The sequence below is a fragment of the Nonomuraea sp. NPDC051941 genome, assembly GCF_044593615.1.
The window spans coordinates 185,623-209,011 of record NZ_JBIUCF010000011.1 but is presented as its reverse complement, the minus strand read 5'-3'; the positions used below and the strand labels follow the sequence as shown (position 1 = coordinate 209,011).

Sequence of the window (23,389 nt, the reverse complement as noted above, 5' to 3'; positions counted from 1 at the left end):
TGCAGGATGATCGGATGATCCTGGTATGTCCGGTGGAGAAAGGGTCTGCCACGTGAGTCCATCCCCCAAGTCCCTTCCGATGGGAGGGTTCGCGTTCTCCGCCCTCGGTGTCGGCGCCGTGGTCCTGCAGATGCTGTCCGTCGCCTACCCCGACGGCGACCCGGCCAAGGCGCGCGAGGCCGCACGCCTGTTGCGGCAGCTGGCCACGCGGGTGGACACGAGCCTGGACGACGTGGAGGACGTCGCGCGAACGGTGTGGCGGCCGCCCAGCTCCGGCGCGGGGGTCGACGCCTTCAGGAAATACTTCAACGAAGATCTCGCGCCCTATCCGCCGCACGTGTCCGCGTACCTCCGCGGGCTGGCCGACGCGGTCGACGACTACGCGGACATGCTGGAGCAGACCCAGCACGCGCTCCACACGATGGCCATGATCCAGTGGCTCGAGCTGCTGATGTTCTTCTGCTGGCCGGCCATCGACAGGAAGGTCCAGACGCTGATCAACTGGGCGATGCGCAGGAGGCAGGCGGGGCTGCTGCTCAGGATGTTCAATCACGCGGTGGGCAAGCGGTTCATCTACGCCACCGGGGGCACCCTCGCCTACACGGCCCTCGACCAGGTGCTCGTCGACGGGATCAAGCTGGCGAGAGGCGAGGACATGGGGTCGTGGGGCGACCGCGGCGAGTACATGGTGAAGAACTTCGCGGCGTGCATGGTCTTCTACCATGTGGATCCCGCCAACTTCAAGGCGGCCGCCAACCTGCTGTCGAAGAACAAGGCGGGGAAGAACGCCATCGAATTCCTCGGAAAGGGCGCCAACCTGCTGCCGAAGAACAAGGCGGCGCAGGACGCCATGTGGTTCCTGACCGGGTCCTCCATCTTCACCACCACGGCGAACGCGCTCAACCGCCCCGGCGACGTGATCGACGATCCGGCCAGCCTGCTGCCCACCTGGGAGCAGATGCTCGCCAAGCTGGGTGTCGCCGCAGGCCAGGACCAGTTCAGGCGCTGGCGCGGATACTGACGGCTGGTGACCACGTAGCTATTCCCGGCTGAAACGCCTGACCTCGTCGGCGAACGGGGTCAGGCCGTCCGTCATCATCCCGGCCATCTGCTTGGCCAGGTCCGCGGCGGCGTCGTTCGCGGCGGCGAGCACCGCCTCCGCCAGCGCGTCCGCGCCGAGCCGCATCGCCCGCGGGTCGATGCGCAGGCCGCCGAGCGCGCCGCTCGGCAGCACCTCGGCCTTCACCTGGCCATTGGCCGCCTCACCGCGGCCGCGGATGTCGTTGAGGCTCTCCCGCAGCTCTTCCAGCGGCCGAAGGTCGGCCTGGAACTGGGCGAGAAGGCGCTGCATCTCCTCGTCGAGGAAGTTGGCGCCGTCGTCTGGTGTGGGCATCAGGTCTCCGAACAACGTCAGGGGTTGAGCTTTCCGTCCGACTTCGAGTACTTGGGCGGGTCGGACACTTTCGGCAGGGACTGGATGCTGGCCCAGTGTGCGACGTCGAAGCCGGTCTTCATGCCGGCCAGCCGTTCGGCGATCCCGGGATAGACGTCGCGTAACGCGTTGACGTACGTCTCGGCCTTCTTCAACCCGGTGGAGTAGCCCTGTTTGAAGGTGTTCGCCGTCTCGTCCGTGCCGGCGAAGTCGCCCAGCGCGGTGATGGCGTCGAGGATCCGGCGGGCGTCCCTGGCCAGCTCGTCGTGCTCGGTGACGAAGCCACCGGCCGCCCCTGTGAAGGTGCTCCCGCGGACATCGATGTTCGGCATGCCCGGGCGGCCGAGGCCGGGTGAGCTGGGCGAAGGGGTGGGGACGGGATACGTGGGGGCAGTCGTGGGAGTCGGCGACGCCACAGGCGCTTTGGTCGGCGACGGCGATGGCGTGGGCGTCGGGGTGGGTGTGGGGGTGGGGGAAGGGCTTGGCGACGTCGGACTCTGGCTGGGCGTCGGGGATGGGGAGCTTGGGGTGGGCGTGGGGCTGGACGTGGGTGTCCCAGTGGGTGTTCCTGTGGGGCTCGGTGTGGGTGACCCCGTGGGGGTGGCCGACGGCGTGGGCGATGCGGATGGAGCGTTTGAATCTGCCATGAACGTGACATCCTCCTCGCACATTGCCTGCACTACCGGCAGGGATAGTGTACTTTAGCGCCGGGACGAGGCCCCCGTCCTCGAAGTTCCGGCCTTCCTAAAGGGCGGACTGCATCTGCTGCATGCGGCGGATCTCGGCGGCCTGGGTCACGCTGACGTCACTGGCCAGCTCCTCGACCCGGATGTGCGAGCCGCTCGTCAGCACCTGCTCCGACATCTTGATCGCCCCCAGGTGGTGGTTGATCATGAGCTCCAGGAACATCCGGTCGAAGTCCTTGCCCTTGGCCGCCTTCAGGGCCTCCATCTGGGCGGGCGTGGCCATCCCCGGCATGCCCTCGTGCGCGGCGTGGTGCTCGGGCACCGTCTGCTGCTGCTCCCGCAGCCACGTCGTCATGAACTGGATCTCCGGGCCCTGGGCGTCCTTGATCCGGCCCGCCAGGTTCTTGAGCTGGGCCGACTCGGCCCGGGTGGGCGCGAGGAGCGACATGTCCAGGGCCTGGCGGTGGTGGACGATCATGTCCTGGACGTACTTGATGTCGGACGCGTTGGCCGTGGCCGAGGGCACGGCGGTGGCGGCCTCGCTCGGCGACAGCGTCCTGGCCTGCTCCCCGGGGCGGCCGGGAGCGAGCACGGGCGCGGTCGAGTCGGCCCGTGGAGCCGGCGGCGGAGAGGAGGAGGTGCAGCCGGAGAGGGCAACGACCGTGCCCATGATGACGATGAGCGCGGCGCGCACCCACAACCTCCCTGACTGACTCGGTCGAGAATGCGCACTCTAGGCCATAAGTGGACAAATTAAAAGAGAGTGAACAGGAACAAAATTTGACAAGTTGTCTGCTTGGCCAGTCGAGGGGGGAAACGCGAGGATGGCGTAGATTTATGCTCTCTTTATAGGAGGATCCCTAGTGTTCTCCCTCCGCAGGGCCCTCACCCTGGTCACGGCGGTCGTGGCGATGGCCGGCGCCGTCTTACCGGCTCAGGCCGCGGACATCCCGGCTCCTGGCGAGATCGTCATGAGTCCCAACATCCAGCACGTCACCAACGTGCCCAAGCCCGAGGCTCTGGCCGACATCCACACGGACATGGCCTTCCAAGGCGACTACGCGTACGTCGGCAACTACTACGGCTTCTCGATCTACGACATCAAGCGCCCGAAGCGGACCTCGCTGGTGAGCTCGGTCGTCTGCCCCGGTGGCCAGATGGACATGTCCGTCTACGGCAACCTGCTCTTCGGCTCCGTCGACTCCTCCCGCAACGACGACTCGTGCAACAGCACCTCGCAGCCCGCGTCGGTCAAGGAGTCGTGGGAGGGCATCCGCATCTTCGACGTCTCCGACAAGGCCAACCCGAAGTACATCAAGTCGGTCGAGACCAACTGTGGCTCCCACACGAACACGCTGGTGCCCGACCGCAAGCGCGAGAACGTCTACATCTACGTCTCCTCCTACAGCCCGAACGCCTCGTTCCCCGACTGCCAGCCGCCCCATGACCTGATCTCGATCATCAAGGTGCCGCTGCGCGACCCGACGGCCGCCACCGTGATCGCCACGCCGAACCTCTTCCCCGACGGCGGCTACGGCGGCGTCCAGCAGCCCTACCCGAACGGGAAGTCCGCCACCACCGGCTGCCACGACATCACGGCCTACCCGGAGAAGGGCATCGCCGCCGGCGCCTGCATGGGCGACGGCATCCTGCTCGACATCCGTAACCCCGAGCAGCCCAAGGTCACCGCGACCGTGCGTGACGAGACGAACTTCGCCTTCTGGCACTCGGCCACGTTCAACAACGACGGCACGAAGGTCATCTTCACCGACGAGCTCGGCGGCGGGACCAGGGCGACCTGCAACGAGGCCATCGGCCCGAACCGGGGCGCCAACGCGTACTACGACATCGTGAACGGGCAGCTCCAGTTCAGGAGCTACTTCAAGATCTCGCGCCACCAGGCCGACACCGAGAACTGCGTGGCCCACAACGGCTCGCTGATCCCGGTCAAGGGCCGGGACATCATGGTGCAGGCGTGGTACCAGGGCGGGATCTCGGTGGTGGACTTCACCGACTCGGCCCACCCGCAGGAGATCGCGTTCTTCGAGCGTGGCCCGGACAACACCGCGCCGGCGCTCAGCGGCGGCTTCTGGTCCGCGTACTACTACAACGGCTACATCTACGGGTCCGACTTCAACCTGGGCCTGGACGTGCTGAAGATCAACGACTGGCGTACGAACCGGGCGAACGGCGTCAAGATGCGCTCACTCAACGCGCAGACCCAGACGTCGTATCCCGAATACGGCCACTGATCCCCAGGCGGCGAGGGCCCCGACCGGGTCCTCGCCGTTTTCACTTATCCAGACATATGCGATAAGGAGTCTCGGAGTGTTCAATCCGCGCCGTGCCCTCGTCATGGCCGCGGCCGCCGTCGCGTTAGCGCTGACGAGCGTTCCCGCCCTGGCCACCGACATCCCACCGCCCGACGCCGTGGTCACCAGCCCCAACGTGACCCACGTGCTGAACATCCCCAAGCCCGCCCCGATCGCCGGCACCATCAACACCGACATCGCCTTCCAGGGCGACTACGCCTACGTCGGCAACTACGGCGGCTTCTCGATCTACGACGTCAGCAACCCCAAGAAGGCCAAGCCCGTCAGCTCGGTCGTCTGCCCCGGCTCCCAGATGGACGTCAGCGTCTACGGCGACCTGCTGTTCACCGCCGTGGACTCCTCGCGCAGCGACGACTCGTGCAACAGCACGGCGCTGACCGCCGACCACAAGGAGGCCTGGGAAGGCGTCCGGATCTTCGACGTCTCCGACAAGGCCAACCCGAAGTACATCAAGTCGGTCGAGACCAACTGCGGCTCCCACACCCTGACCCTGGTGCCGGGCAAGGGCCGCGACCGGAACAAGAACGTCTACATCTACGTCTCGTCCTACAACCCGAACGCCACGTTCCCCGACTGCCTGCCGCCGCACGACAAGCTCTCGATCATCAAGGTGCCGCTCAGGAACCCGACGGCGGCGGCGGTCGCGGCCACCCCGGTGGTCTTCCCCGACGGCGGCAACGAGACCCAGCCCGGCCTGCTCCTGCCGACCAGCGGCTGCCACGACATCACCGCCTACGCCGAGAAGGACATCGCGGCGGGCGCGTGCATGGGTGACGGCGTGCTGTTCGACATCTCGGACCGGCTGAACCCGAAGGTCACGGCCAGGACCACGGACCCGAACTTCGCGTTCTGGCACTCGGCCACCTTCAGCAACGACGCCAAGAAGGTCGTCTTCACCGATGAGCTCGGCGGCGGCGGCGGGGCCACCTGCAACGAGGCCACCGGGCCGAACCGCGGCGCGGACGCGATCTACGACATCTCGAACGGGCAGTTCACGTTCAAGAGCTACTTCAAGATCCCGCGCTACCAGGCCGACAGCGAGAACTGCGTCGCGCACAACGGCTCGCTGATCCCCGTCAAGGGCCGGGACATCATGGTCCAGGCCTGGTACATGGGCGGGCTGTCGGTGTGGGACTTCACCGACTCGGCCAACCCGAGGGAGATCGGCTACTTCGAGCGCGGCCCGCGCTCGGCCGGCGGTGGCGGCGGCATCTGGTCCGCGTACTACTACAACGGCTACATCTACGCGGCCGACTTCCACGAGGGCCTCGACGTCGTCAAGGTCACCGACCCGCTCACGAACAACGCCAGGCACGTCCGCACCGACCGGTTGAACGTGCAGACGCAGGAGTCGTACCGCAACTGGTGACCGGTTCCGTCCCTGTGCGCCGCGCTCACTGAGGCGGCGCGAACCCGCCCGGAGTCGCCCTCGGCGGCTCCGGCGCGGGGGGCCGGGGCTGAGGCTGCGGCTGGTAGGACGCCGGGGGCTGAGGCTGGTACGGGCCTGGCTGCGCGTAGGGGGCCTGGGGCGGGCGGCCGGCGGCGCGTTGCGCGAAACGTACCTGCTCCCTCCTGCGGCGCTCGGCCAGGACGGCGCTCAGGTACGCGTGCGGCGGCACCCCGGCGGGCGCCGCGGGCGAGACGAAGGACGCCGTCTGGGTCGCGATCCGCACCCCCATCTCATGCTGGACCTGCGGCGACAGGTCGTGCCACCGCGACAGGTACTGCCGGGCCGCCTGCGCCACCTCGTCGGGGAGCTGGGAGAGCTCCAGCGTCGCCGCCCAGGCCGCCAGCGGCGGCGGCATCACGATGAGCTGACCGGAGTCGCGCGGAGCCCGGTCGGAGATCACGATGGTGCCGGCGAAGACGTCGCCGAGCCGCTTGCCCCGCTGCGAGACCAGCGACGCGATCAGCGCGGGCGCTCCGGAGAGCATCCAGAACTCCACGACCCCGGCCAGGCCGCGGAACAGTGCCTGCCTGAAGCGCTCGGGACTGCCGTCGTCGCTGACCACCCGGAGCCCGAGCGCGAGCTTGCCGAGGCTGCGTCCCCTGGTCAGCGACTCGAAGATCACGGGGTAGCCGACCAGCACGAGCACCATGAACACGATCATCGCGGCCCCGAACATGGCCGAGTCCGAGATGACCGAGAACGCGCCTAAGATCGCATAGGCGGCGATCAGCACCGTGAACTGCACGGCCATGTCGATGACGATCGCCAGCGCGCGCGAGGGCATCTGGGCGATCCGCACTTCGACGACGACCGCGTCGCCGGTCACAACCTCAGACATATGTGGAGCCTAACGGCTATGTACTGGTGTTTGAGCGGCCAGAATGTTCGGGTGGACATCGATGCGTTCGTCACAGCTCACCGCCCCGTGTGGGACCGGCTCGATCATCTGGTCAAGCGCCGTTCGTCGCTGACGGGTGCCGAGGTGGACGAGCTGGTGGACCTCTACCAACGCGTGTCCACCCATCTGTCCATCGTGCGCTCCTCGTCCGGGGACGCGATGCTGACCGGCCGGCTGTCGGCGCTGGTGGCGCGGGCCAGGTCGGCGGTGACCGGGGCGCACACACCCGCCTGGCGGGAGCTGGTGAGGTTCTTCACGGTGTCGTTCCCCGTGGTGGCCTACCGGGCGCGGTGGTGGTGGCTGGGGAGCACGGTGGCGTTCATCGCGGTCGCGTGGGTGATGGGCGCGTGGGTGGCGGCCAATCCCGACGTCCAGGCGACGATCGGCTCGCCGGACGAGATCGCCCAGCTCGTCGACCACGACTTCGCCGACTACTACTCCGAGCACCCGGCCGCCTCCTTCGCCAGCCAGGTGTGGGTGAACAACGCGTGGGTCGCGGCGCAGACGATCATCTACTCGGTGCTGCTCGGCCTGCCGATCCCGTACGTGCTCTACTCGAACGCCGCGAACGTCGGCATCTCCGGCGGTCTCATGGCCTCCCGCGACAAGCTGGACATCTTCTTCGGCCTGATCACGCCGCACGGGTTGCTGGAGCTGACCGCCGTGTTCCTGGCGGCGGCGGTCGGGATGCGCCTGGGCTGGACGGTCATCGACCCGGGGCCGCGCCGGCGGACGGAGGCCCTGGCCGAGCAGGGCCGGGCGGTGATGAGCGTGGCGCTGGGGCTGGTCGTGGTGCTGTTCGTGTCGGGCCTGATCGAGGCGTTCGTCACGCCGTCCGGGCTGCCGACGTGGGCGCGCGTGAGCATCGGCGCGCTCGCGGAGGTGGGCTTCCTGCTGTACGTGATCGCCTTCGGCCGCCGTGCCCTGCGCCAGAACGAGACCGGCGACCTCGAACGCGCCCCGGACGTCGCCCCGACGGCCTGACCCCCCCGGTCCAGGCCCTACAGCCGCCCGGCCGCCTTCAGCGCCAGGTACGCGTCCGCGAGCGCGGGGGCGATGTCCTCCGGGGGCGCGTCCACGACCTCCACCCCGTGCCGCCGCAGCCGCGCCGTGATGCGCCGGCGTTCGAGCTGGGCGTGCTCGGCCGCCGCCGCGTCGTACACCTCCTCGGCCGACGCCCGGCGCCCCGCCATGGCCGCCACCCGGGGGTCCGACACCCCGGCCACCAGCACCAGGTGGCGCGAGGAGAGCTGGGAGAGCACCGGCATGAGCCCCTCGTCCAGAGCCGCCCCGTTGAGGTCGGTGAGGAGCACGACCAGGCAGCGCCGCTTGGCCCGCGACAGGACGGCCGCGACCATGCCCTGCGAGTCGGCCTCGATCAGCTCCGCCTCGATCGGCGCCATCACGTTGACCAGCGACGACAGCAGCTCGGTGCGCGACGCCCCGCTCACCCAGGCGCGCACCGCCCGGTCGTAGGCGAGGAAGTCGACCTGGTCACCGGCCCTGGCGGCCAGCGCGGCCAGCAGCAGCGCGGCGTCCATCGACCAGTCGAGCCGCGGCCAGCCGGGCGCCGGCCGCGGATCCGGCCGTACGAGCAGCCCGGCGCCGCCCGCGGTGGCCCCGGCCATGGGGATGGGCGCGTCGCCCACCCGGCCCGCCGAGGTGCGGCCGGTGTCGAGCACGATCAGCACGCGGCGGTCGCGTTCCGGGCGCCAGGTGCGCACGACCACGTCGTGGCGGCGCGCCGTGGCCCGCCAGTCGATGGAGCGCACGTCGTCGCCCACCACGTACTCCCGCAGCGAGTCGAACTCCGTCCCCTGCCCGCGCACCAGCGCCGGGTGCTGGCCGTCCAGCTCGCGGAGCCGGGCCAGCCGGGACGGCAGGTGCTTGCGCGACAGGAACGGCGGCAGCACGCGTACCGACCACGGCGCCTGGTGGCTGCCCTGGCGGGCGGCCAGGCCCAGCGGCCCGACCGAGCGCACCGTGACCGCCACGGACGAGCGGTCGCCGCGCCTGGTCGGGGCGAGCGTCACGACGATCTTGCGGCGCTCGCCCTTGGGCACGTTCAGGTCGGCGACGCGCGGTGTGGCGCCCGCCGACGGCGGCCAGGCGTCCCTGAGCGCGCCGCGCACCCGGCGGGGGCCCGGGTTCTCGACGATCAGCTCGACCGTGGCCCGCTGGCCGAGCCGTACGAGCGTGTCGCCGGAACGGTGGAACCTCAGCGGGCGTACCGCGCCGGCGAACACCAGGTCCACCACGATCGCGGCGGCCAGCAGCAGGCAGACCCCGGCCAGCGCGGCCCCGGGCTGCGGCGCCAGCAGCACCACGACGATCCCGATCGCCGCGACCAGCCCGGCACGTCCCGTGAGAGCCATCAGCGCGGGACCGGTACGGAGGCCAGGATGCCGTCGAGCAGGCCGTCGGCGGTCGCGCCCTCCAGCTCGGCCTCCGGCCGGAGCTGGATCCGGTGCCGCAGCGCGGGCCTGGCCAGCGCCTTGACGTCGTCAGGAGTCACGTACGGGCGCCCGGACAGCCACGCCCACGCCCGCGAGGCCGCCAGCAGCGCCGTGGCGCCACGTGGCGAGACGCCGAGCTGCAGCGACGGCGAGTTTCTGGTGGCGCGGGCCACGTCCACGATGTAGCCGAGCACCTCGGGCGCCACGTGCACCTTCGAGACCGCCTCCCGCCCGGCCGCCATGTCGTCGGCCGTGGCGACGGGCTTGACCTCGCTCAGGTCGCGCGGGTCGAAGCCGCGGGCGTGCCGTTCGAGCACGGAGATCTCCTGCTCGCGCGGGGGCAGCGGCACGGTCAGCTTGAGCAGGAACCGGTCGAGCTGGGCCTCGGGGAGCTGGTAGGTGCCCTCGTACTCGACGGGGTTCTGCGTCGCGCACACCACGAACGGGTCGGGCAGCGGCCGCGCCGCGCCCTCGACGCTGACCTGCCGCTCCTCCATCGCCTCCAGCAGCGCCGCCTGGGTCTTCGGCGGGGTGCGGTTGATCTCGTCGGCGAGCAGCAGGTTCGTGAACACCGGCCCCTCGCGGAACTCGAACTCCGCGGTCTTCGCGTCATAGATCAGCGAGCCGGTCACGTCGCCAGGCATCAGGTCCGGCGTGAACTGCACCCGTTTGAAGTCAAGGGACATGGCGGCCGACAACGTGCGCACCATCAACGTCTTGGCCACGCCGGGCACGCCTTCGAGCAGCACGTGCCCCCTGCACAGCAGCGCGATGACCAGCCCCGTCACCACCGCGTCCTGGCCGACCACGGCCTTGGACACCTCGGCGCGCAGCGCGCCCAGCGCCTCCCTGGCCGAGTCGCCCGAGCTCGGGACGCGGAACGTCTCCTCAGAGTTCACTGACCTGCCTTTCGATGAAGTCCAAATATCCGGCCAACCCGACGAGCCCGGCGTCGTCCACCGGCGGTGGCCCGTAGAGCGCCGCGCCGACCTGGTGGGCGTCCTGGCCGGTGCGGGCGGCGAGCGCCGCGACGACCTCGTTCGGCCCGGCCCCCGATCCGAGCCCCAGCCTGGGCGTGAGCCGGTCGATCGTGCCCTCGCGCAGCGACTCCGCGGCCCGCTGCCGCGCGCGCCTGGCCCGGTAGAGCCTGCCGCGGCCCTCGACGGTCTCGGCCGCGCGCACGATGACCGGCAGCTTCTCCGTCACCACGGGGCCCAGCCGCCTGCCCCGCCAGAACGCCGTGAGAGCCAGGGCGATGAGGGACATGTAGACGGTCCAGCGGATGCTCTCGGGCATGAGGTCGTACATCGACTTGCCCCGCTCGCCCGGAAGCTCGGCGACGGGTGGCGGGGTCGCGGGGCGGACCAGCCAGGTCACGGGCCTGCCGGTGCCGATCAGGTTGAGCGCGAGCGCGGCGTTGCCGTCCTCGGCCAGGCGCTGGTTGGTCATGAAGCCGCCGTCGCCGACGACCGTGGTCACGCCGCCCGCCTGCGGGAAGCTGACCAGCGTGTATCCGTCGCCGGCCGGGTAGCAGCCGGTGGCCCCGGTGGGGCCCCGGAAGACGGCGCCGCCCAGGTAGGCGCTGCCGGCGGCCCTGGCGGCGGGGAGCGAGCACTCGGGCTCGCGCGAGCGCGTGCGCGCCGGGGCCGGCTCGCTGCGCACGCCGGGGGCGAGCGCGTCGAGACCGGGGAGGTCGCCGACGATCAGCCGGTCGCCCTGGATCCGGGTCAGGCTGTATTCGTCGAAGTACGACATGTCGGTGATCAGCAGCAGCCGGTTGCCGGTCGTGGCCTTGGCGGCGGCGGCTTCCACGGAGTCGACCCGGTCCACCGTCACGCCCCGTGACCTGAGCACCTCGGCCAGCGCCTTGGAGCCCGCCAGAGTGGTGTCGTCGGGATCCAGGGCCCGCGACGGGCCCCGCTCCGGGCCGAACAGGACGCCCGCGACCGCGATGAGCACGACGATGAGGCCGAGCAGGACGATGATCCGGCTGCCGCGCCAGGTGGAGCGCGCGGTGGGCGAGGTCGAGTAGGACGCGCCGTCGGCGGGGCGCGTGAGGACGCTCATGCGGTCCCGCCCGTCCCGGGCCGCTCGCCCGGGGCCGCGCCGACCGGGGTCCAGGCCGTGGCCGCCGCGCCGGCCCCGACCGGGACCGGGCGTGCCTGGCGGAGCTGCTCGTCCAGGTCGGCCATCTCCTCGTACGCCTCCCGCGTGCCCGCCACACCGCCGTACGTCACGTCGTCGAACGACCGGGCGGCCGCCGCCAGCCTCGTGGCGAAGCCGGGCAGCGAGAGGGCCGCCTCACTGGTCAGCTCGTCGGCCGTGCGTCCCGGCATGCCGTCGACGAGCGCGCGTTCCTCAAGGTCACGGGCGATGGCGCGGAGCCGTTCCTGGACGGCCTCGGTCCAGCGCTGCTCGGCGGCCAGCCCGGCGGCCGCCGCTCGGTGCTCGGCCGCCGTCATCACCCGCTCCCCGAACAGCCCGCCCACGGTGAGCGCGTTCTTGCGGCTGGCCTTGCGGAGTTGCCACGAGATCAGCACGATCAGCGCGAGGATGACCAGCACGATGATCACGGAGGCGATGACCCCTCCGGCGGCGCCCCCGCCCGCGGCCGTGTCCACCAGGTCGCCGAGGAACTGCATGACCCGCCGGTAGATCAGGTCGAGCAGGGACTCCTTCTCGTATGCAGGCTTGAGGAGCTCCTCCGCGGCCCGGCGCGCGGCCTCCTCCCTGTCGATCGGGCTCACGGCCTGGCGGAGTTGGAGGGGTGCCAGAGCTCGTCCGCGGAGGAGTGCACCCATCCCTGGCGCTGCTGCTCGATGGCCGCCGTCTGCAGCACGAGGTCGAACGCCTCGCTGCGCATGCGCCGGTCGGCGTAGAGCAGGCCGGCGACCCCGGCCTGGAACGGATAGGTGAGCATCGATCCGAGCGTGCCGCCGAGCGCGATGAGCACGGCCGACACGACGGTGGTGGCCACCGAGCCCGCGCCGAACATGCCGAACAGCGTGCCCGCCAGCGTGAAGGGCACCGACAGGACGCCCGCCACGAGCCCGACCAGCAGGGACGTGAGCAGCAGGATGCCGAAGACGCGCCAGAAGTCGCCGGTCACCAGGTGCCACGAGCGCCGCATGGCCTCGATCGCCCCCCTGCCCTCCAGCACCACGATGGGCGAGGCGAAGGCGAAGCGGGTCGTGAAGAACAGGTAGTAGCCGAGGTAGGCGATCATGAACAGGAAGGTCAGCCCGAGGACCACGCCTGCTCCGCCGGAGGAGACGTTCAACGCGACCACCACGATGAGCAGCACCATCACGACCAGCGGCACCAGCATGATGACGGCCATCAGCGCCACGACGCCGAACAGCGCGGGCGCCCTGCCCTTGACGAGCCGCCACGCCTCCCCGGCGGTGATGGTGCCGCCGAAGACGGCCCGGCCGAGGATCCTGGTCAGCACGCCGGTCAGCAGCGTGACCACGACGAACTGGACCATGTACGAGACGAGCGTGCCGCCGTACTGGGCGGCGACGCCGTACACGCTGGTGAGCTGGTCGGAGGAGGTGTACGCGCTCTCGGGGTCGGTGAACGCGCCGCTCATGGTGTCGAGCACGAACGCCTGGCCGACGGCCACGGGCACGGAGGCGAGCAGGGCGGCGACGGCCGACAGGCCGAGCACGGCCTTCGGGTTGGACCGGATCAGCTTGATCGTGCCGTCGAGGATGTCACCGAGGCCCAGGGGGCGCAGCGGGATGATGCCCGGCCTCAGCGCCGGTGGTGGCGGCGCGTAGCCGTAACCGGGCTGAGGATGCGGATAGGGCGGATAGGGTGTTTGGGGCCCGGGTCCCAGTGGCTGTTGTTGCTGAAGGGGCTCCCCGTACGGCTGCCCGTAGGGCATCTGCTGTGGCGCGCCTGGCGCGGTCCACGGGGAGGCCGGCGGGGCGCTGTAGGGCGGGGGCTGTTCGGCCGACCAGCCTGATGGCGTCTCGGGCGGGGGACCGTGACCGTCTGACATATCCCAATCCTGGCATGCTGAACGGGGCATTGGTGTCGCTGAGCGCATTCGCCGTCTCATCCTTGCCGTATTCGACGGAGAATCCGGTCGAGGTTCACGTCCAGGGGATGGCAGAAAGTTGCTCTGTTACCGCAGACTTGAGATTGCGGTCGCGGGAGGCGGACCTAAAATTCGCCTTTTGCATGGCTCATGTCACACTCATGGGCCCACCAAGGGTAACCTTCAGCGATCGTGCGGGTATGTCCCACAATGCGTAGAACGAATGAGGGGCCATGAAAGGTCGCGTGCTGGTCGTCGATGACGACGCCGCTCTCGCCGAGATGCTGGGGATCGTCCTGCGAGGGGAAGGCTTCGAGCCGTCTTTTGTCTCCGACGGCGACAAGGCCCTCGATGCGTTCCGGGATACACGCCCGGATCTGGTCCTGCTCGACCTGATGCTGCCGGGGGCGGACGGCATCGACGTCGCACGCAGGATCAGGGCTGAGTCGGGGGTTCCGATCGTCATGCTCACGGCCAAGAGCGACACGATCGACGTCGTTCTCGGGCTGGAGTCGGGGGCCGACGACTACATCGTCAAGCCGTTCAAGCCGAAGGAGCTCGTGGCCCGGGTGCGGGCGCGGCTCCGCCGCACCGATGAGCCGACCCCCGAGATCCTCCAGATCGGCGACATCACCATCGACGTGGCCGGGCACTCGGTCAAGCGGGGCGAGGAGACGATCAACCTCACGCCGCTGGAGTTCGACCTGCTGGTCGCGCTGGCCCGCAAGCCGCGCCAGGTGTTCACCCGCGAGGTCCTGCTCGAGCAGGTCTGGGGCTACCGGCACGCGGCCGACACGCGGCTGGTCAACGTGCACGTGCAGCGGCTCAGGGCCAAGATCGAGAAGGACCCCGAGCACCCCGAGATCGTGGTGACGGTCCGCGGCGTCGGCTACAAAGCCGGCCCCGCCTAGTCCACGTCCCGACCTGCCGTGCCCCCGGCGAAGAAGAAGCGTTTCCGCCGACGGACATTCCGCCAGATTCTGGGCGGCGTTCGCCGGCGGGTGCGCCGTGCGGCAGGCAGGACACGGAGCGTGTGGCGGCGCTCGCTCCAGCTCCAGGTGGTCACCAGCACGCTGGTGATCTCCGTGATCGTGGTGGTCGTGCTGGGCACGTTCCTGTCCGAGCAGATCAACCGGTCGGTCGTGCAGAGCAGCCAGCGCTCCTCCGCCAGCGAGGCCTTCGCCGACCGCCTCCAGATCGCCGACGCGCTGGCGCCCGAGACCGACGACCCGACCAAGCCCGCCGACAGCGGCAAGAAGGGCTCGGCCAACCCGCTCGACGACGTCATGGACATCGTCACCGGATCGGGTGAGAACGGCTCCAAGAAGCGCTACGACGTGCTGATACTCAACCAGGCGATCCCCGGCCAGTCGCGGGCGTCCGGGGGCGTCGTGCCGTCCAACGTGCCGGAGAGCCTGCGGCACAACGTGCAGAAGAAGACCGTCGGGTCCATCGAGAAGATCAAGTTCGCCGGCGAGAGCCAGCCCCGGCTCACGTACGTGGTCGGCGGCACCGTGCACGTGCCCTCCAGCGGCCAGAACTACGAGGTCTACCACTTCTTCCCGTTCACGGACGAAGAGGAGCTGCTGTCCAACGTCCGGCTGGCCATCGTCGTGGTCGGCCTCGGGCTCGTGCTGCTGCTCGCCGCCATCGCGTACCTGGTCGCCCGCCAGGTCGTCACTCCCGTGCGGCTGGCGCGCCAGGCCGCCGAGCGCCTGGCCTCCGGCAAACTGGACGAACGGCTCAAGGTTCGCGGCGAGGACGACCTGGCCCGCCTGGCGAACTCGTTCAACGAGATGGCCGCCAACCTGGCGCTGAAGATCCACCAGCTGGAGGAGCTCTCGCAGGTCCAGCGGCAGTTCGTCTCCGACGTCTCCCACGAGCTGCGCACGCCGCTGACGACCGTGCGCATGGCCGCCGACCTGCTCTACGACGCCCGCGAGGACTTCGACCCGATGGCCTCCCGCTCGGCGGAGCTCATGCAGGCCCAGCTCGAACGGTTCGAGTCGATGCTGGCAGACCTGCTGGAGATCAGCCGCTACGACGCCGGCGCCGCGACGCTCGACCTCGACCCCGTGGACGTGCGCGACGTGGTGCTGCGGGCCATCGCCGACTCCGAGGCGCTGGCCGAGCGGCACACGACCCGCTTCGAGCTCCGGCTGCCGAACGAGCCGTGCATGGCCGAGATCGACAACCGCAGGGTCGAGCGGATTTTGCGCAACCTGCTGTTCAACGCCATCGAGCACGGCGAGGGCAGGGACATCGTGGTCACCGTCGGCGCCGACCGGGACGCGGTCGCGGTGGCCGTGCGCGACCACGGGATCGGGCTGAAGGGCGGCGAGGACACGATGGTGTTCGACCGGTTCTGGCGGGCCGACCCGTCGCGGGCGCGGACGATCGGCGGCACCGGGCTGGGGCTGGCGATCTCGCGCGAGGACGCCACGCTGCACGGCGGCTGGCTGCAGGCCTGGGGACAGCCGGGGGAGGGCTCGCAGTTCAGGCTGACACTGCCGAGGACGGCCGGGGCCGATCTGAAGGGCTCGCCGCTGTCGCTGGTGCCGCCGGAGATCGAGATGCGGCGTACGTGGCGTACGGCCATGACGCCGGTGCTGCTGCCGGCCTCGGCGGATGGGGCCGACCATGACGACGACTAGACGGGTGACCGGGCGGCGTGAGCGGGTGGGGCGGCTCGGCGCGGTGTTCGTGATCGGGGTCGCGGTGGTCTGCGCGGGCTCCGGCTGCACCGTGATCCCCGTGACCGGTCCCCTCACCGTCAACGAGGCCGGCAGCGGCGACCCGCTGAGCAAGCCGTTCCACCGCATGATCGCCTTCCCGCCCGACAAGACCTGGAACGAGGAGCAGACGATCAGGGGTCTGCAGGCGGCCATGGCGGCCTACGCCGACGACCCGACCATCCTGCCCCAGTACCTGACCCAGGAGGCGCGGGCGAAGTGGAGCGCCTCGGGGCCGGTGACGGTGGTCGACGACGCGTTCGAGATCGTGCCTCCCACCGAGCGCGAGGCGACGGAGCCGGTGGAGAAGGTCACGGTCAAGGGCCGGTGGGTGGCGCGCATCAAGGAGGACGACTCGTACGCCCCCACCGCCGGTCCCTGGGTGGACTCCTTCGAGCTGGTGAAGGCCGAAGGCGGCGGTTACCTGGTCAAGAGCCTGCCCAACGGGCTGCTGCTCACCGACTCCGACGTGAGCCGCGCGTACCGGGCCACGAACCTCTACTACCTGAACGGCAACAGCCCGAACACGCTGGTCGTGGACCGCGTGCGCCTGCGGCTGAAGCCGACGGAGACGTACGCGCAGACCATCCTGCAGCGCCTGCTCAAGAGCCCCACCTCGGCCCTGCAGGGGGCGGTGACGACGAGCTTCCCGCTCGACACCAAGGTCGAGTCGATCAGGTCCGGCGAGGACCGCGTGGTGATCAACCTCTCCGGCCCCCTCGACACCCTTGACCTGGGCGCCGAGGACTCCCTGCGGGCCCAGATCAGGTACAGCCTGAACAAGAACGAGATCGCCAAGGGCCGCGTCATCGAGATCCAGGTGAACGGGGAGTCCTACTCCATCGACCGGCCCGACTCCGACGACGACTGGCTGGACGCCACCAGCGACGCCGCGTACTACATCAGCAAGGGCGCGGTCCACTACATGAGCAAGGACGGGCCCGCGGGCAGCGTGCCGGGTCCGGCGGGGCAGGAGCGCGACGGCTTCCACGGCTTCGCCCTGTCCAAGGACGGCGGGTACGTCGCCGCCCAGACCTCCACCGGCATCTCGGTGGCGGCGCTGACGCAGTCGGGGCGCTGGCAGGAGGTCATCCAGGGCACCCTGACCCCGCCCACGTGGCACCGCGACGGGTCACTATGGACCTACGACCAGACGAACTCCGCCCTGCTCCGGTACGACCCGCTCAGCGGGAAGGGACCCCAGCGGATCTCCGCGCCCAAGCTGACCGGGCTGGACGTCACCCGGCTCAGGATCGCCAGGGACGGCGTGCGGGTGGCGGTCACCACCGGTCAGAACACGGTCCAGATCGGCGCGCTCACGGGCGGGGCGGCGGGGATGATGCTGGGCAACTTCCAGGCCCTGACCACCACCGAGGGGGGAAACAAGATCCTCGACGTGGCCTGGGAGGATGACGAGCACCTGCTGGTGCTGGTGGAGGGCCAGGCGGGGCAGGTGCTCAACGAGATCAACGTGGGGGACGGGGAGATCGAGGGAGTGCCGCTGAAGGAGCCGCTCGCGGCGGTGGCCGCGGTGAACGACCGCGTGCTGGCGGAGGCGAAGACGGCCAAGGGCAACCAGATCATGGAGCTCGGCCAGGACCGGCAGTCCTGGACCACCAAGATCGAATCCGGCGCCAGCACGCCGCTCTTCCCCCTGGGTTAGCCGCTCGTCTCTCCCTGGGCCGGCCGCTCGTCGGCCCGGACGGAAATTGTCGGTCGCGGGCGGCATCCTGGCACGCGTGCTGACCACCGTGCTCGACCTTGTCCTCCCGCAGTCCTGCGCCGGGTGCGCCGCCGGAGGGGCGCGGTGGTGCGCCGGCTGTCAGGCCGAGCTCGTCGGCGCGCCCGCCAGGCGGTTGCCCGAGCCCGCGCCGGACGGCCTGCCCGACTGCTGGTCGGCGGCACCGTACGAGGGCGCGGTGCGCAGGGCGGTCGTGGCGTACAAGGAGCGGGGCGCGGTGGCGTTGGCGGAGGTGCTGGCGGAGGCCGTGGCGTTCACCGTCGTGACGGCGGTCAACGGCGCGAAGGCACCCTGGGCCGGCGGGCGGTTCGCGGTGGTGCCGGTGCCGAGCGCGCGGCGGACACGCCGGCACCGGGGCCACGACCCGGTCGGGCGGCTGGCGGTGCTGGCCGCGGGCCGGCTGCGGGCGTGGGGCCTGCGGGCCGAGGCCTGGCCGGCGCTGGGCCAGGCGCGGCGGGTGGCCGACCAGGCGGGGCTGAGTTCCGCCGAGAGGAGCTCCAACCTCGCGGGGTCACTCCAGGTACGGCGGGCCGCGAAAGGCCCTCCAGCGGCCTGTGCGGTGCTCCTGGACGACATCGTCACGACCGGGGCCACCCTCGTGGAGGCCGCCAGGGCGCTGAGCTCGGCGGGGGTGCGAGTGCCGCTGGCCGCGACCGTGGCCGCGACACGCCGAAGATCTTGAAAAGGATTACGGTTACGGTGAGTAAAGAAAGATCCACATCGCTATCCTCACCACGAGGCCACATGTCACTTCCCCCAAGGGGGCGGCAGGGCTGCTCAGTGGGCGGGAGCTCCATCCTCATAAGGGTTGCCGACCGGTTAAATAGGGCATTTGGGAGAGCATGAGGACCTCGGGAAAATCACGGTACGTGATCCTTTGGCCGATCCTCCGGCTGACATTCGCGCAGGATGCGGATAGCGTTCTGACATGGCACCCGTTCGGGTCCGTGGTTGCGCAGGGTCGGGGTCCCCGGCTCTGCTAGCCGATGCCAGCCGCAGGCAAAACGGTCCACGTAAGGCGACTCTTTGTCGACCGATCACGGTGCGGCTTAGGGGTAAGTCCTGCCTTCCCGAGGGTCCAGATGTCCCTCGCCAGAAGAGAAGGGCAGTAGTGGCAACAGAGCTGCGAAACCCTCAGCAGGCGGATGTGGGGTCGAAGACCAGGTCGGCCGGACGGGTGCCAACCGAGTTCCCGGTGACGCAGAGTCGGAAGAGGGTAACGGTGACAGAAAGGCAGACAGCAGACCCCGTCCGACAGGCACGTCGTCGGGCGCTCTTGCTCAGTCGCTAGACCGAAGGGGGGCTGTTGCATGGACATCATCGTCAAGGGCCGGCACACAGGTGTGAGTGATCGGTTCCGTGACCAAGTGACGACCAAGCTGGCCAGGATCGAACGTCTGGACAACAAACTCATCCGAGTCGATGTGGAGGTGTCGAAAGAACGCAATCCGCGCCTCGCTGACCAGCGCGAGCGCGTCGAGCTCACCATTCACTCTCGAGGACCGGCCATCCGCGCCGAAGCCTCGGCCGACGACCGATTCGCAGCCCTCGACATGGCCCTCGACAAGCTGGAAGGCCGCCTCAGGCGGCTGGCCGACCGGCGCAAGGTCCACCACGGCAACCACTGCCCGCCCTCTGTGGCGGAGATCACCGCGGCACTCCCCGACGTCGCGGACCTGACCCCGCGGGAGGCCACCGCCCCCGCCGAGGCCGAAGAGGACGAGCAGGTTCAGCGCGACCAGCGCTACGACGACATCGTCCCGATCGAGATGGACGGCGAAGGGCCGCTCGTCGTCCGAGAGAAGTTCCACAAAGCGGAACCCATGACCATCGACCAGGCCCTCCTCGAGATGGAGCTGGTCGGGCACGACTTCTACCTGTTCCGTGACAAGGAGAGCGGCCAGCCGTGCGTGGTCTACAACAGACGCGGCTACAACTACGGCGTGTTGCGGCTCGTAGAGCCATGATCGCGCGCTAAAAGATCTTCTCGACCACCCGAGAACCGTGGCTCCCGTGCCATCATTGCGGTTCAACGGCTCTGGCCCCCCGACGAGGAGGAGACGTGAGCGAGCTCAGTCAGGTTCAGATGAGCGAGCGAAGCGAAGCGAAGGCTGTCGCGAGGCGGATCAAGGAGGCCTCGTGACCGAGTCTGGCGAGGTCCGTACCTCAGCGACCGAGCCGATCCGCGTGTTGATCGTTGACGATCACGAGCTGATCCGGCGGAGCCTGGCTCTCGCGCTGGCCGCTGAGCCCGACATCGAGGTGGTCGGCGAAGCGAGCGACGGGCAGGAGGCGGTCGAGTTGGCCAACCGCCTCATGCCCGACATCGCGCTCATGGACGTGCGTATGCCACGGCAGGACGGGATCGAGGCCACGAAGGGCATCAAGGCCTCGGTCCCGAGCACGCGCGTCATCATGCTGACGGTGAGCGACGAGGAAGAAGACCTCTTCGAGGCCATCAAGGCAGGCGCCACCGGCTATCTGCTCAAGGACGTCCAGATCAACGACGTGCCGGCCGCGGTGCGCGGCGTGCACGAGGGCCAGTCCTTAATCAACCCGGCGATGGCCGCCAAGCTCATCAGCGAATTCCAGAACATGAGCCGCAAGGAGTCCGAGCGCCCTCCCCAGCTCCCCGTCCCCCGCCTGACCGATCGCGAGATGGAGGTCCTGCGGCTGGTGGCCAAGGGGATGAACAACCGCGAGATCGCCAAGCAGCTGTTCATCTCCGAGAACACCGTGAAGAACCACGTACGCAACATCCTCGACAAGCTGCAACTGCACTCGAGGATGGAGGCCGTGGTGTACGCGGTGCGGGAACGCATGCTGGAGATCACCTAGCCGTCCATGCGGGGAGCCTCACCCCGGCTCTCACCTGGACGGCTCAGGGGCAGGCAACCATCGCCACCCGCGAAGCCGGATCCCCCTGTCAGGGACAGCCAGTCCCCACGCCCCGGCGGCCGTGCCGCCCCCGTTCCCAGCCGGGCGGTCAAAGGACAGGCACAGCCATCGCCGCCCGCAAGCCGTCTCACTCCCGCCCCCATCTGGGCAGCCTGGAGATAGGCAGCTACCCGCGCTCGCTACCCGCGCCGCCCGTCTGGCGCCGTCGTGCTGGGGTGCTATCGGGCGGTGGCGGCGGCGTTCAGGATCGGGACGAGCTCGGGCGGATCGGCGTGCTCGACCCGTACGGAATCGCAGCCCACCCACTCCGCCGCAGACCACAGGGCGTCCGCCAGGGCGTCGGCCCACCTGGCGGGTGACAGGCCCGGCTCCAGGTGGAGCTGCCGGATCACCAGCGTGCTGCCCTCACGGGCCGGGTCGACGCGGCCGATCAGCCGGCCGCCCGCCAGCACGGGCATCGTGAAGTAGCCGTGGACCCGCTTGTGCTTGGGGACGTACAGCTCGAGCGTGTACTGGAAGCCGAAGACGCGCTCGGTGCGGCCGCGGTGCCAGATGAGGGAGTCGAACGGCGACAGCAGCGTCGTGCGATGGCGCCCGCGCGGCTCGGACTCCAGCGCCGCCGGGTCCGCCCAGGCGTTGGGGGAGCCCTTCTTGCCCGGCCAGCCCGAGACCGTCAAGGGGACCAGGCCCGCCGCGCCGCTGCGCAGGGCCTCGTCGAGCATGGCGGCGTACTCGCCCTTCAGGCGCAGGAAGTCGATGAGGTCGGTCCTGTTGGCCACGCCCAGGGACCGGCCCGCCACGGCGGCCAGGCGTACGACGCACTCCTCGTCGGAGAGGTCGTCGGCCAGGAGCTCCGCTGGGACCACGCGCTCCGCCAGGTCGTAGACGCGCCGCCAGCCGACACGGCGGCTGCAGACCAGCTCGCCGATGTCGAGCAGCCACTCCAGGCCGATCTTGGAGTCGGACCAGTCCCACCACGGGCCGCCGTTCTTGGCCCCGCCGACGTCCGAGGTCGTCAGCGGGCCCTGCTCGCGTACCTGCTCGAGCAGCTTGTCCACCCCGTCGGGGACCTCGTGCCAGCGGTAGCGCCGCTTACGGTACGCCCGGCGCCGGAACGAGTAGAGGGGCCAGTGCTCGACGGGCAGGATGCAGGCGGCGTGGCACCAGTATTCGAAGCTCTGGGCGGGGTTGTGCCAGTAGGCCCGTTCGATGCTGGCCCGTCCCACAGCGCCCAGGCGGGCGTAGGCGACCAGTTCGTGGGAGCGGGCGAGCACTGAGATCGTGTCGAGCTGCACGGCGCCCAGCCTGCGCAGCATCGCGTGCGCCCCGCCCTTGCGCGCGTCGGCGCCGATCATGCCCTGTGAGCGGAGGATGATCCGGCGCGCCTCGTCGAGGGTCAGGTCGATGGTGCCGGTCATGGCTGCGATTGCGTATGGCGATGCATGCGAGCAATGTAGCGACGGCCACCGACAAAACATCCCCGCCCGCCCCACCCTTGGGCACACCACCCGCCATCCGCGCCCGGTCTACCCACCGCCAACGCCACCGGCCCCACCAACACCGACCGCCCCCGCCGATGCCTCCCGCGCTGATGCCTCCCGCGCCGATGTGTCCCGCGCCGATGTGTCGCGCCGATGTGTCCTGCGCCCGCCTGACGCCTTGTCGACGTCACCCGCGCTCGTCGGCAGTGAAGGTCGCCCATCGCCCGCTAGCTGGCACCGCCCACACCTGGCCCGCCGCCGGCCAACGTCCGGACTGCCGCCAGCTACTGCCCGGACTACCGCCAGCCCACGCCAGGCGCCCCCGGCTCGCCGCCACTGACGCCATCCTCGCCCGGCGGGCCGCTCGTCAATATCGCCCGGTCCTCGACCGTCGGCGCCACCGCGTCTGGTCTGCGCCGCCGCGTCCGGTTGGCGTTACCGCGTCACCGCGTCAGGTCTGCCCGCCGTCAACGCCAGCCGTCTTGCCCGCCGATACCGACTGTGCCCGCCGATGCCATCTGAGGACGGCTGGGCGGTAGGCGACGGCGCCCGTAGCAGGCCCCAAGGCCTCCAGCGCCGTACGTCCGGCCCTGTGGCTCGTACGCCGCGTACGCAACCCCTCATCCCCGCCCGACACGCGCGACGGGCTCGTCGTTACGGGGATTGTGCTCGTCTATTACGAAAGGCCACGGTCGGCGCCATCGAGGTGCTCGCGGCCGGTGTGGGAGAACCGGTCACCGGCGGCGCACAGAGCGTGGGAGACGGGAGCCGGCGGGGCACCCGTGGGTGGGTGCCCGCCCGGTGAAGCGTGCGTCAGCGGTGATCTTCAGCGTGCATACCCACGCGGGGCGCGTCGATCACGACGTCGGTGAAGATATCGAAGACAAGGGCCAGGACGCCGCCCACGACGAACACTCCGGCGCCGATCCAGACGAGCGTCCAGTTGGCGGCCGTGAGGCCGAAGCCGGCCACCACCGTGCCCACCAGCATCACCGTCACCGCCAGCCACGATGACGCGCGCCCGGCGTGGCTGCCGAGATTCTCCGTATGCCCCGACTTCTTCCCCTCAACCATGATTAATCCTTCCTTTGCCGGTTATCGCGCTTATTGGTGCGAGCCGGCTCTCAACCGGCATACCCTCTGCCTTGACCCATTCTCCCAGATGGGTGTTGCGCCCTCGTCGTCACGGTGGCTGTGTCTGGTTGCGGAACCGCCTACGATGGCAACGGGGAAGTTT

General features: G+C 69.9%; 21 protein-coding genes. 10 read left to right on the top strand and 11 right to left on the bottom strand.

Annotated features, from left to right (window positions below):
• The first annotated feature begins 52 nt into the window (after window positions 1-52).
• Complete coding sequence (locus ACIHFD_RS20620) at window positions 53-1,021, top strand: hypothetical protein (RefSeq protein WP_397368277.1); 969 nt, start codon at window positions 53-55, stop codon at window positions 1,019-1,021.
• Between the two features lie 18 nt (window positions 1,022-1,039).
• Here ACIHFD_RS20620 and ACIHFD_RS20615 read toward each other — a convergent pair whose 3' ends face one another.
• From ACIHFD_RS20615 to ACIHFD_RS20605, 3 genes are all read right to left on the bottom strand, one after another.
• Window positions 1,040-1,393 carry a YbaB/EbfC family nucleoid-associated protein gene (locus ACIHFD_RS20615; protein ID WP_397368276.1) on the bottom strand — a complete coding sequence of 118 codons (354 nt, stop codon included), beginning with the start codon at window positions 1,391-1,393 and terminating at the stop codon, window positions 1,040-1,042.
• 17 nt (window positions 1,394-1,410) lie between these two features.
• The gene (locus ACIHFD_RS20610) at window positions 1,411-1,764 is read right to left on the bottom strand and encodes a hypothetical protein (RefSeq protein WP_355190777.1); all 354 of its coding nucleotides are present in this window, start codon (window positions 1,762-1,764) and stop codon (window positions 1,411-1,413) included.
• 412 nt (window positions 1,765-2,176) lie between these two features.
• Window positions 2,177-2,812, bottom strand: coding sequence for a DUF305 domain-containing protein (locus tag ACIHFD_RS20605; protein WP_397368275.1), 636 nt, complete (start codon window positions 2,810-2,812; stop codon window positions 2,177-2,179).
• A gap of 217 nt (window positions 2,813-3,029) precedes the next feature.
• Here ACIHFD_RS20605 and ACIHFD_RS20600 point away from each other — a divergent pair, with 217 nt between their 5' ends.
• Window positions 3,030-4,370, top strand: a complete 1,341-nt coding sequence (locus ACIHFD_RS20600; protein WP_397368321.1) for an LVIVD repeat-containing protein — start codon at window positions 3,030-3,032, stop codon at window positions 4,368-4,370.
• A gap of 103 nt (window positions 4,371-4,473) precedes the next feature.
• Window positions 4,474-5,820 carry an LVIVD repeat-containing protein gene (locus ACIHFD_RS20595; protein WP_397368320.1) on the top strand — a complete coding sequence of 449 codons (1,347 nt, stop codon included), beginning with the start codon at window positions 4,474-4,476 and terminating at the stop codon, window positions 5,818-5,820.
• 25 nt (window positions 5,821-5,845) lie between these two features.
• On the opposite strand, the gene ACIHFD_RS20590 is transcribed toward ACIHFD_RS20595, so the two are convergent.
• Window positions 5,846-6,739 (bottom strand): RDD family protein, encoded by an 894-nt coding sequence (locus tag ACIHFD_RS20590; RefSeq protein ID WP_397368274.1) that lies wholly within the window; start codon window positions 6,737-6,739, stop codon window positions 5,846-5,848.
• Between the two features lie 51 nt (window positions 6,740-6,790).
• Here ACIHFD_RS20590 and ACIHFD_RS20585 point away from each other — a divergent pair, with 51 nt between their 5' ends.
• Complete coding sequence (locus ACIHFD_RS20585) at window positions 6,791-7,783, top strand: stage II sporulation protein M (protein ID WP_397368273.1); 993 nt, start codon at window positions 6,791-6,793, stop codon at window positions 7,781-7,783.
• A 17-nt stretch (window positions 7,784-7,800) separates the two neighbouring features.
• Here ACIHFD_RS20585 and ACIHFD_RS20580 read toward each other — a convergent pair whose 3' ends face one another.
• From ACIHFD_RS20580 to ACIHFD_RS20560, 5 genes are read right to left on the bottom strand one after another with little or no spacing between them, the layout of a single operon-like run.
• Window positions 7,801-9,174, bottom strand: a complete 1,374-nt coding sequence (locus ACIHFD_RS20580) for a DUF58 domain-containing protein (RefSeq protein ID WP_350728403.1) — start codon at window positions 9,172-9,174, stop codon at window positions 7,801-7,803.
• Window positions 9,174-10,154: a MoxR family ATPase gene (locus tag ACIHFD_RS20575; RefSeq protein WP_350728404.1), complete on the bottom strand. Its 981-nt coding sequence runs from the start codon at window positions 10,152-10,154 to the stop codon at window positions 9,174-9,176. Before ACIHFD_RS20575 ends, ACIHFD_RS20580 begins: the two co-directional genes overlap by 1 nt.
• Complete coding sequence (locus tag ACIHFD_RS20570; RefSeq protein ID WP_350728405.1) at window positions 10,144-11,322, bottom strand: DUF4350 domain-containing protein; 1,179 nt, start codon at window positions 11,320-11,322, stop codon at window positions 10,144-10,146. The genes ACIHFD_RS20575 and ACIHFD_RS20570 overlap by 11 nt, the downstream gene beginning before the upstream one ends.
• Complete coding sequence (locus tag ACIHFD_RS20565; protein WP_397368272.1) at window positions 11,319-12,002, bottom strand: DUF4129 domain-containing protein; 684 nt, start codon at window positions 12,000-12,002, stop codon at window positions 11,319-11,321. Before ACIHFD_RS20565 ends, ACIHFD_RS20570 begins: the two co-directional genes overlap by 4 nt.
• Window positions 11,999-13,261, bottom strand: coding sequence for a glycerophosphoryl diester phosphodiesterase membrane domain-containing protein (locus tag ACIHFD_RS20560; RefSeq protein ID WP_397368271.1), 1,263 nt, complete (start codon window positions 13,259-13,261; stop codon window positions 11,999-12,001). The genes ACIHFD_RS20565 and ACIHFD_RS20560 overlap by 4 nt, the downstream gene beginning before the upstream one ends.
• 272 nt (window positions 13,262-13,533) lie before the next feature.
• Between ACIHFD_RS20560 and mtrA the strand changes: the two genes are divergently transcribed.
• The 6 genes from mtrA to ACIHFD_RS20530 all read left to right on the top strand — a co-directional run bounded on the left by mtrA (window position 13,534) and on the right by ACIHFD_RS20530 (window position 20,611).
• Entirely contained in the window at window positions 13,534-14,211 is a 678-nt protein-coding gene (gene mtrA / locus ACIHFD_RS20555; protein ID WP_043620615.1) for an MtrAB system response regulator MtrA, read from the top strand.
• A gap of 18 nt (window positions 14,212-14,229) precedes the next feature.
• Window positions 14,230-15,954 carry an MtrAB system histidine kinase MtrB gene (gene mtrB / locus ACIHFD_RS20550; protein WP_397368270.1) on the top strand — a complete coding sequence of 575 codons (1,725 nt, stop codon included), beginning with the start codon at window positions 14,230-14,232 and terminating at the stop codon, window positions 15,952-15,954.
• On the top strand, window positions 15,941-17,695 hold the full coding sequence (locus ACIHFD_RS20545; protein WP_397368269.1) for an LpqB family beta-propeller domain-containing protein: 1,755 nt from the start codon (window positions 15,941-15,943) through the stop codon (window positions 17,693-17,695). The genes mtrB and ACIHFD_RS20545 overlap by 14 nt, the downstream gene beginning before the upstream one ends.
• Before the next feature lie 76 nt (window positions 17,696-17,771).
• Complete coding sequence (locus ACIHFD_RS20540; protein ID WP_397368268.1) at window positions 17,772-18,455, top strand: ComF family protein; 684 nt, start codon at window positions 17,772-17,774, stop codon at window positions 18,453-18,455.
• 628 nt (window positions 18,456-19,083) lie between these two features.
• Complete coding sequence (gene hpf / locus ACIHFD_RS20535) at window positions 19,084-19,740, top strand: ribosome hibernation-promoting factor, HPF/YfiA family (RefSeq protein ID WP_350728411.1); 657 nt, start codon at window positions 19,084-19,086, stop codon at window positions 19,738-19,740.
• Between the two features lie 172 nt (window positions 19,741-19,912).
• Window positions 19,913-20,611, top strand: coding sequence for a response regulator (locus tag ACIHFD_RS20530; protein ID WP_397368267.1), 699 nt, complete (start codon window positions 19,913-19,915; stop codon window positions 20,609-20,611).
• 278 nt (window positions 20,612-20,889) lie between these two features.
• Here the strand turns inward: ACIHFD_RS20530 and ACIHFD_RS20525 are convergent, their stop codons facing one another.
• Together ACIHFD_RS20525 and ACIHFD_RS20520 are read right to left on the bottom strand one after the other, a co-directional pair.
• Window positions 20,890-22,089, bottom strand: coding sequence for a winged helix-turn-helix domain-containing protein (locus ACIHFD_RS20525; protein ID WP_397368266.1), 1,200 nt, complete (start codon window positions 22,087-22,089; stop codon window positions 20,890-20,892).
• A gap of 876 nt (window positions 22,090-22,965) precedes the next feature.
• The gene (locus ACIHFD_RS20520; protein ID WP_397368265.1) at window positions 22,966-23,226 is read right to left on the bottom strand and encodes an HGxxPAAW family protein; all 261 of its coding nucleotides are present in this window, start codon (window positions 23,224-23,226) and stop codon (window positions 22,966-22,968) included.
• Between the last annotated feature and the right edge of the window lie 163 nt (window positions 23,227-23,389).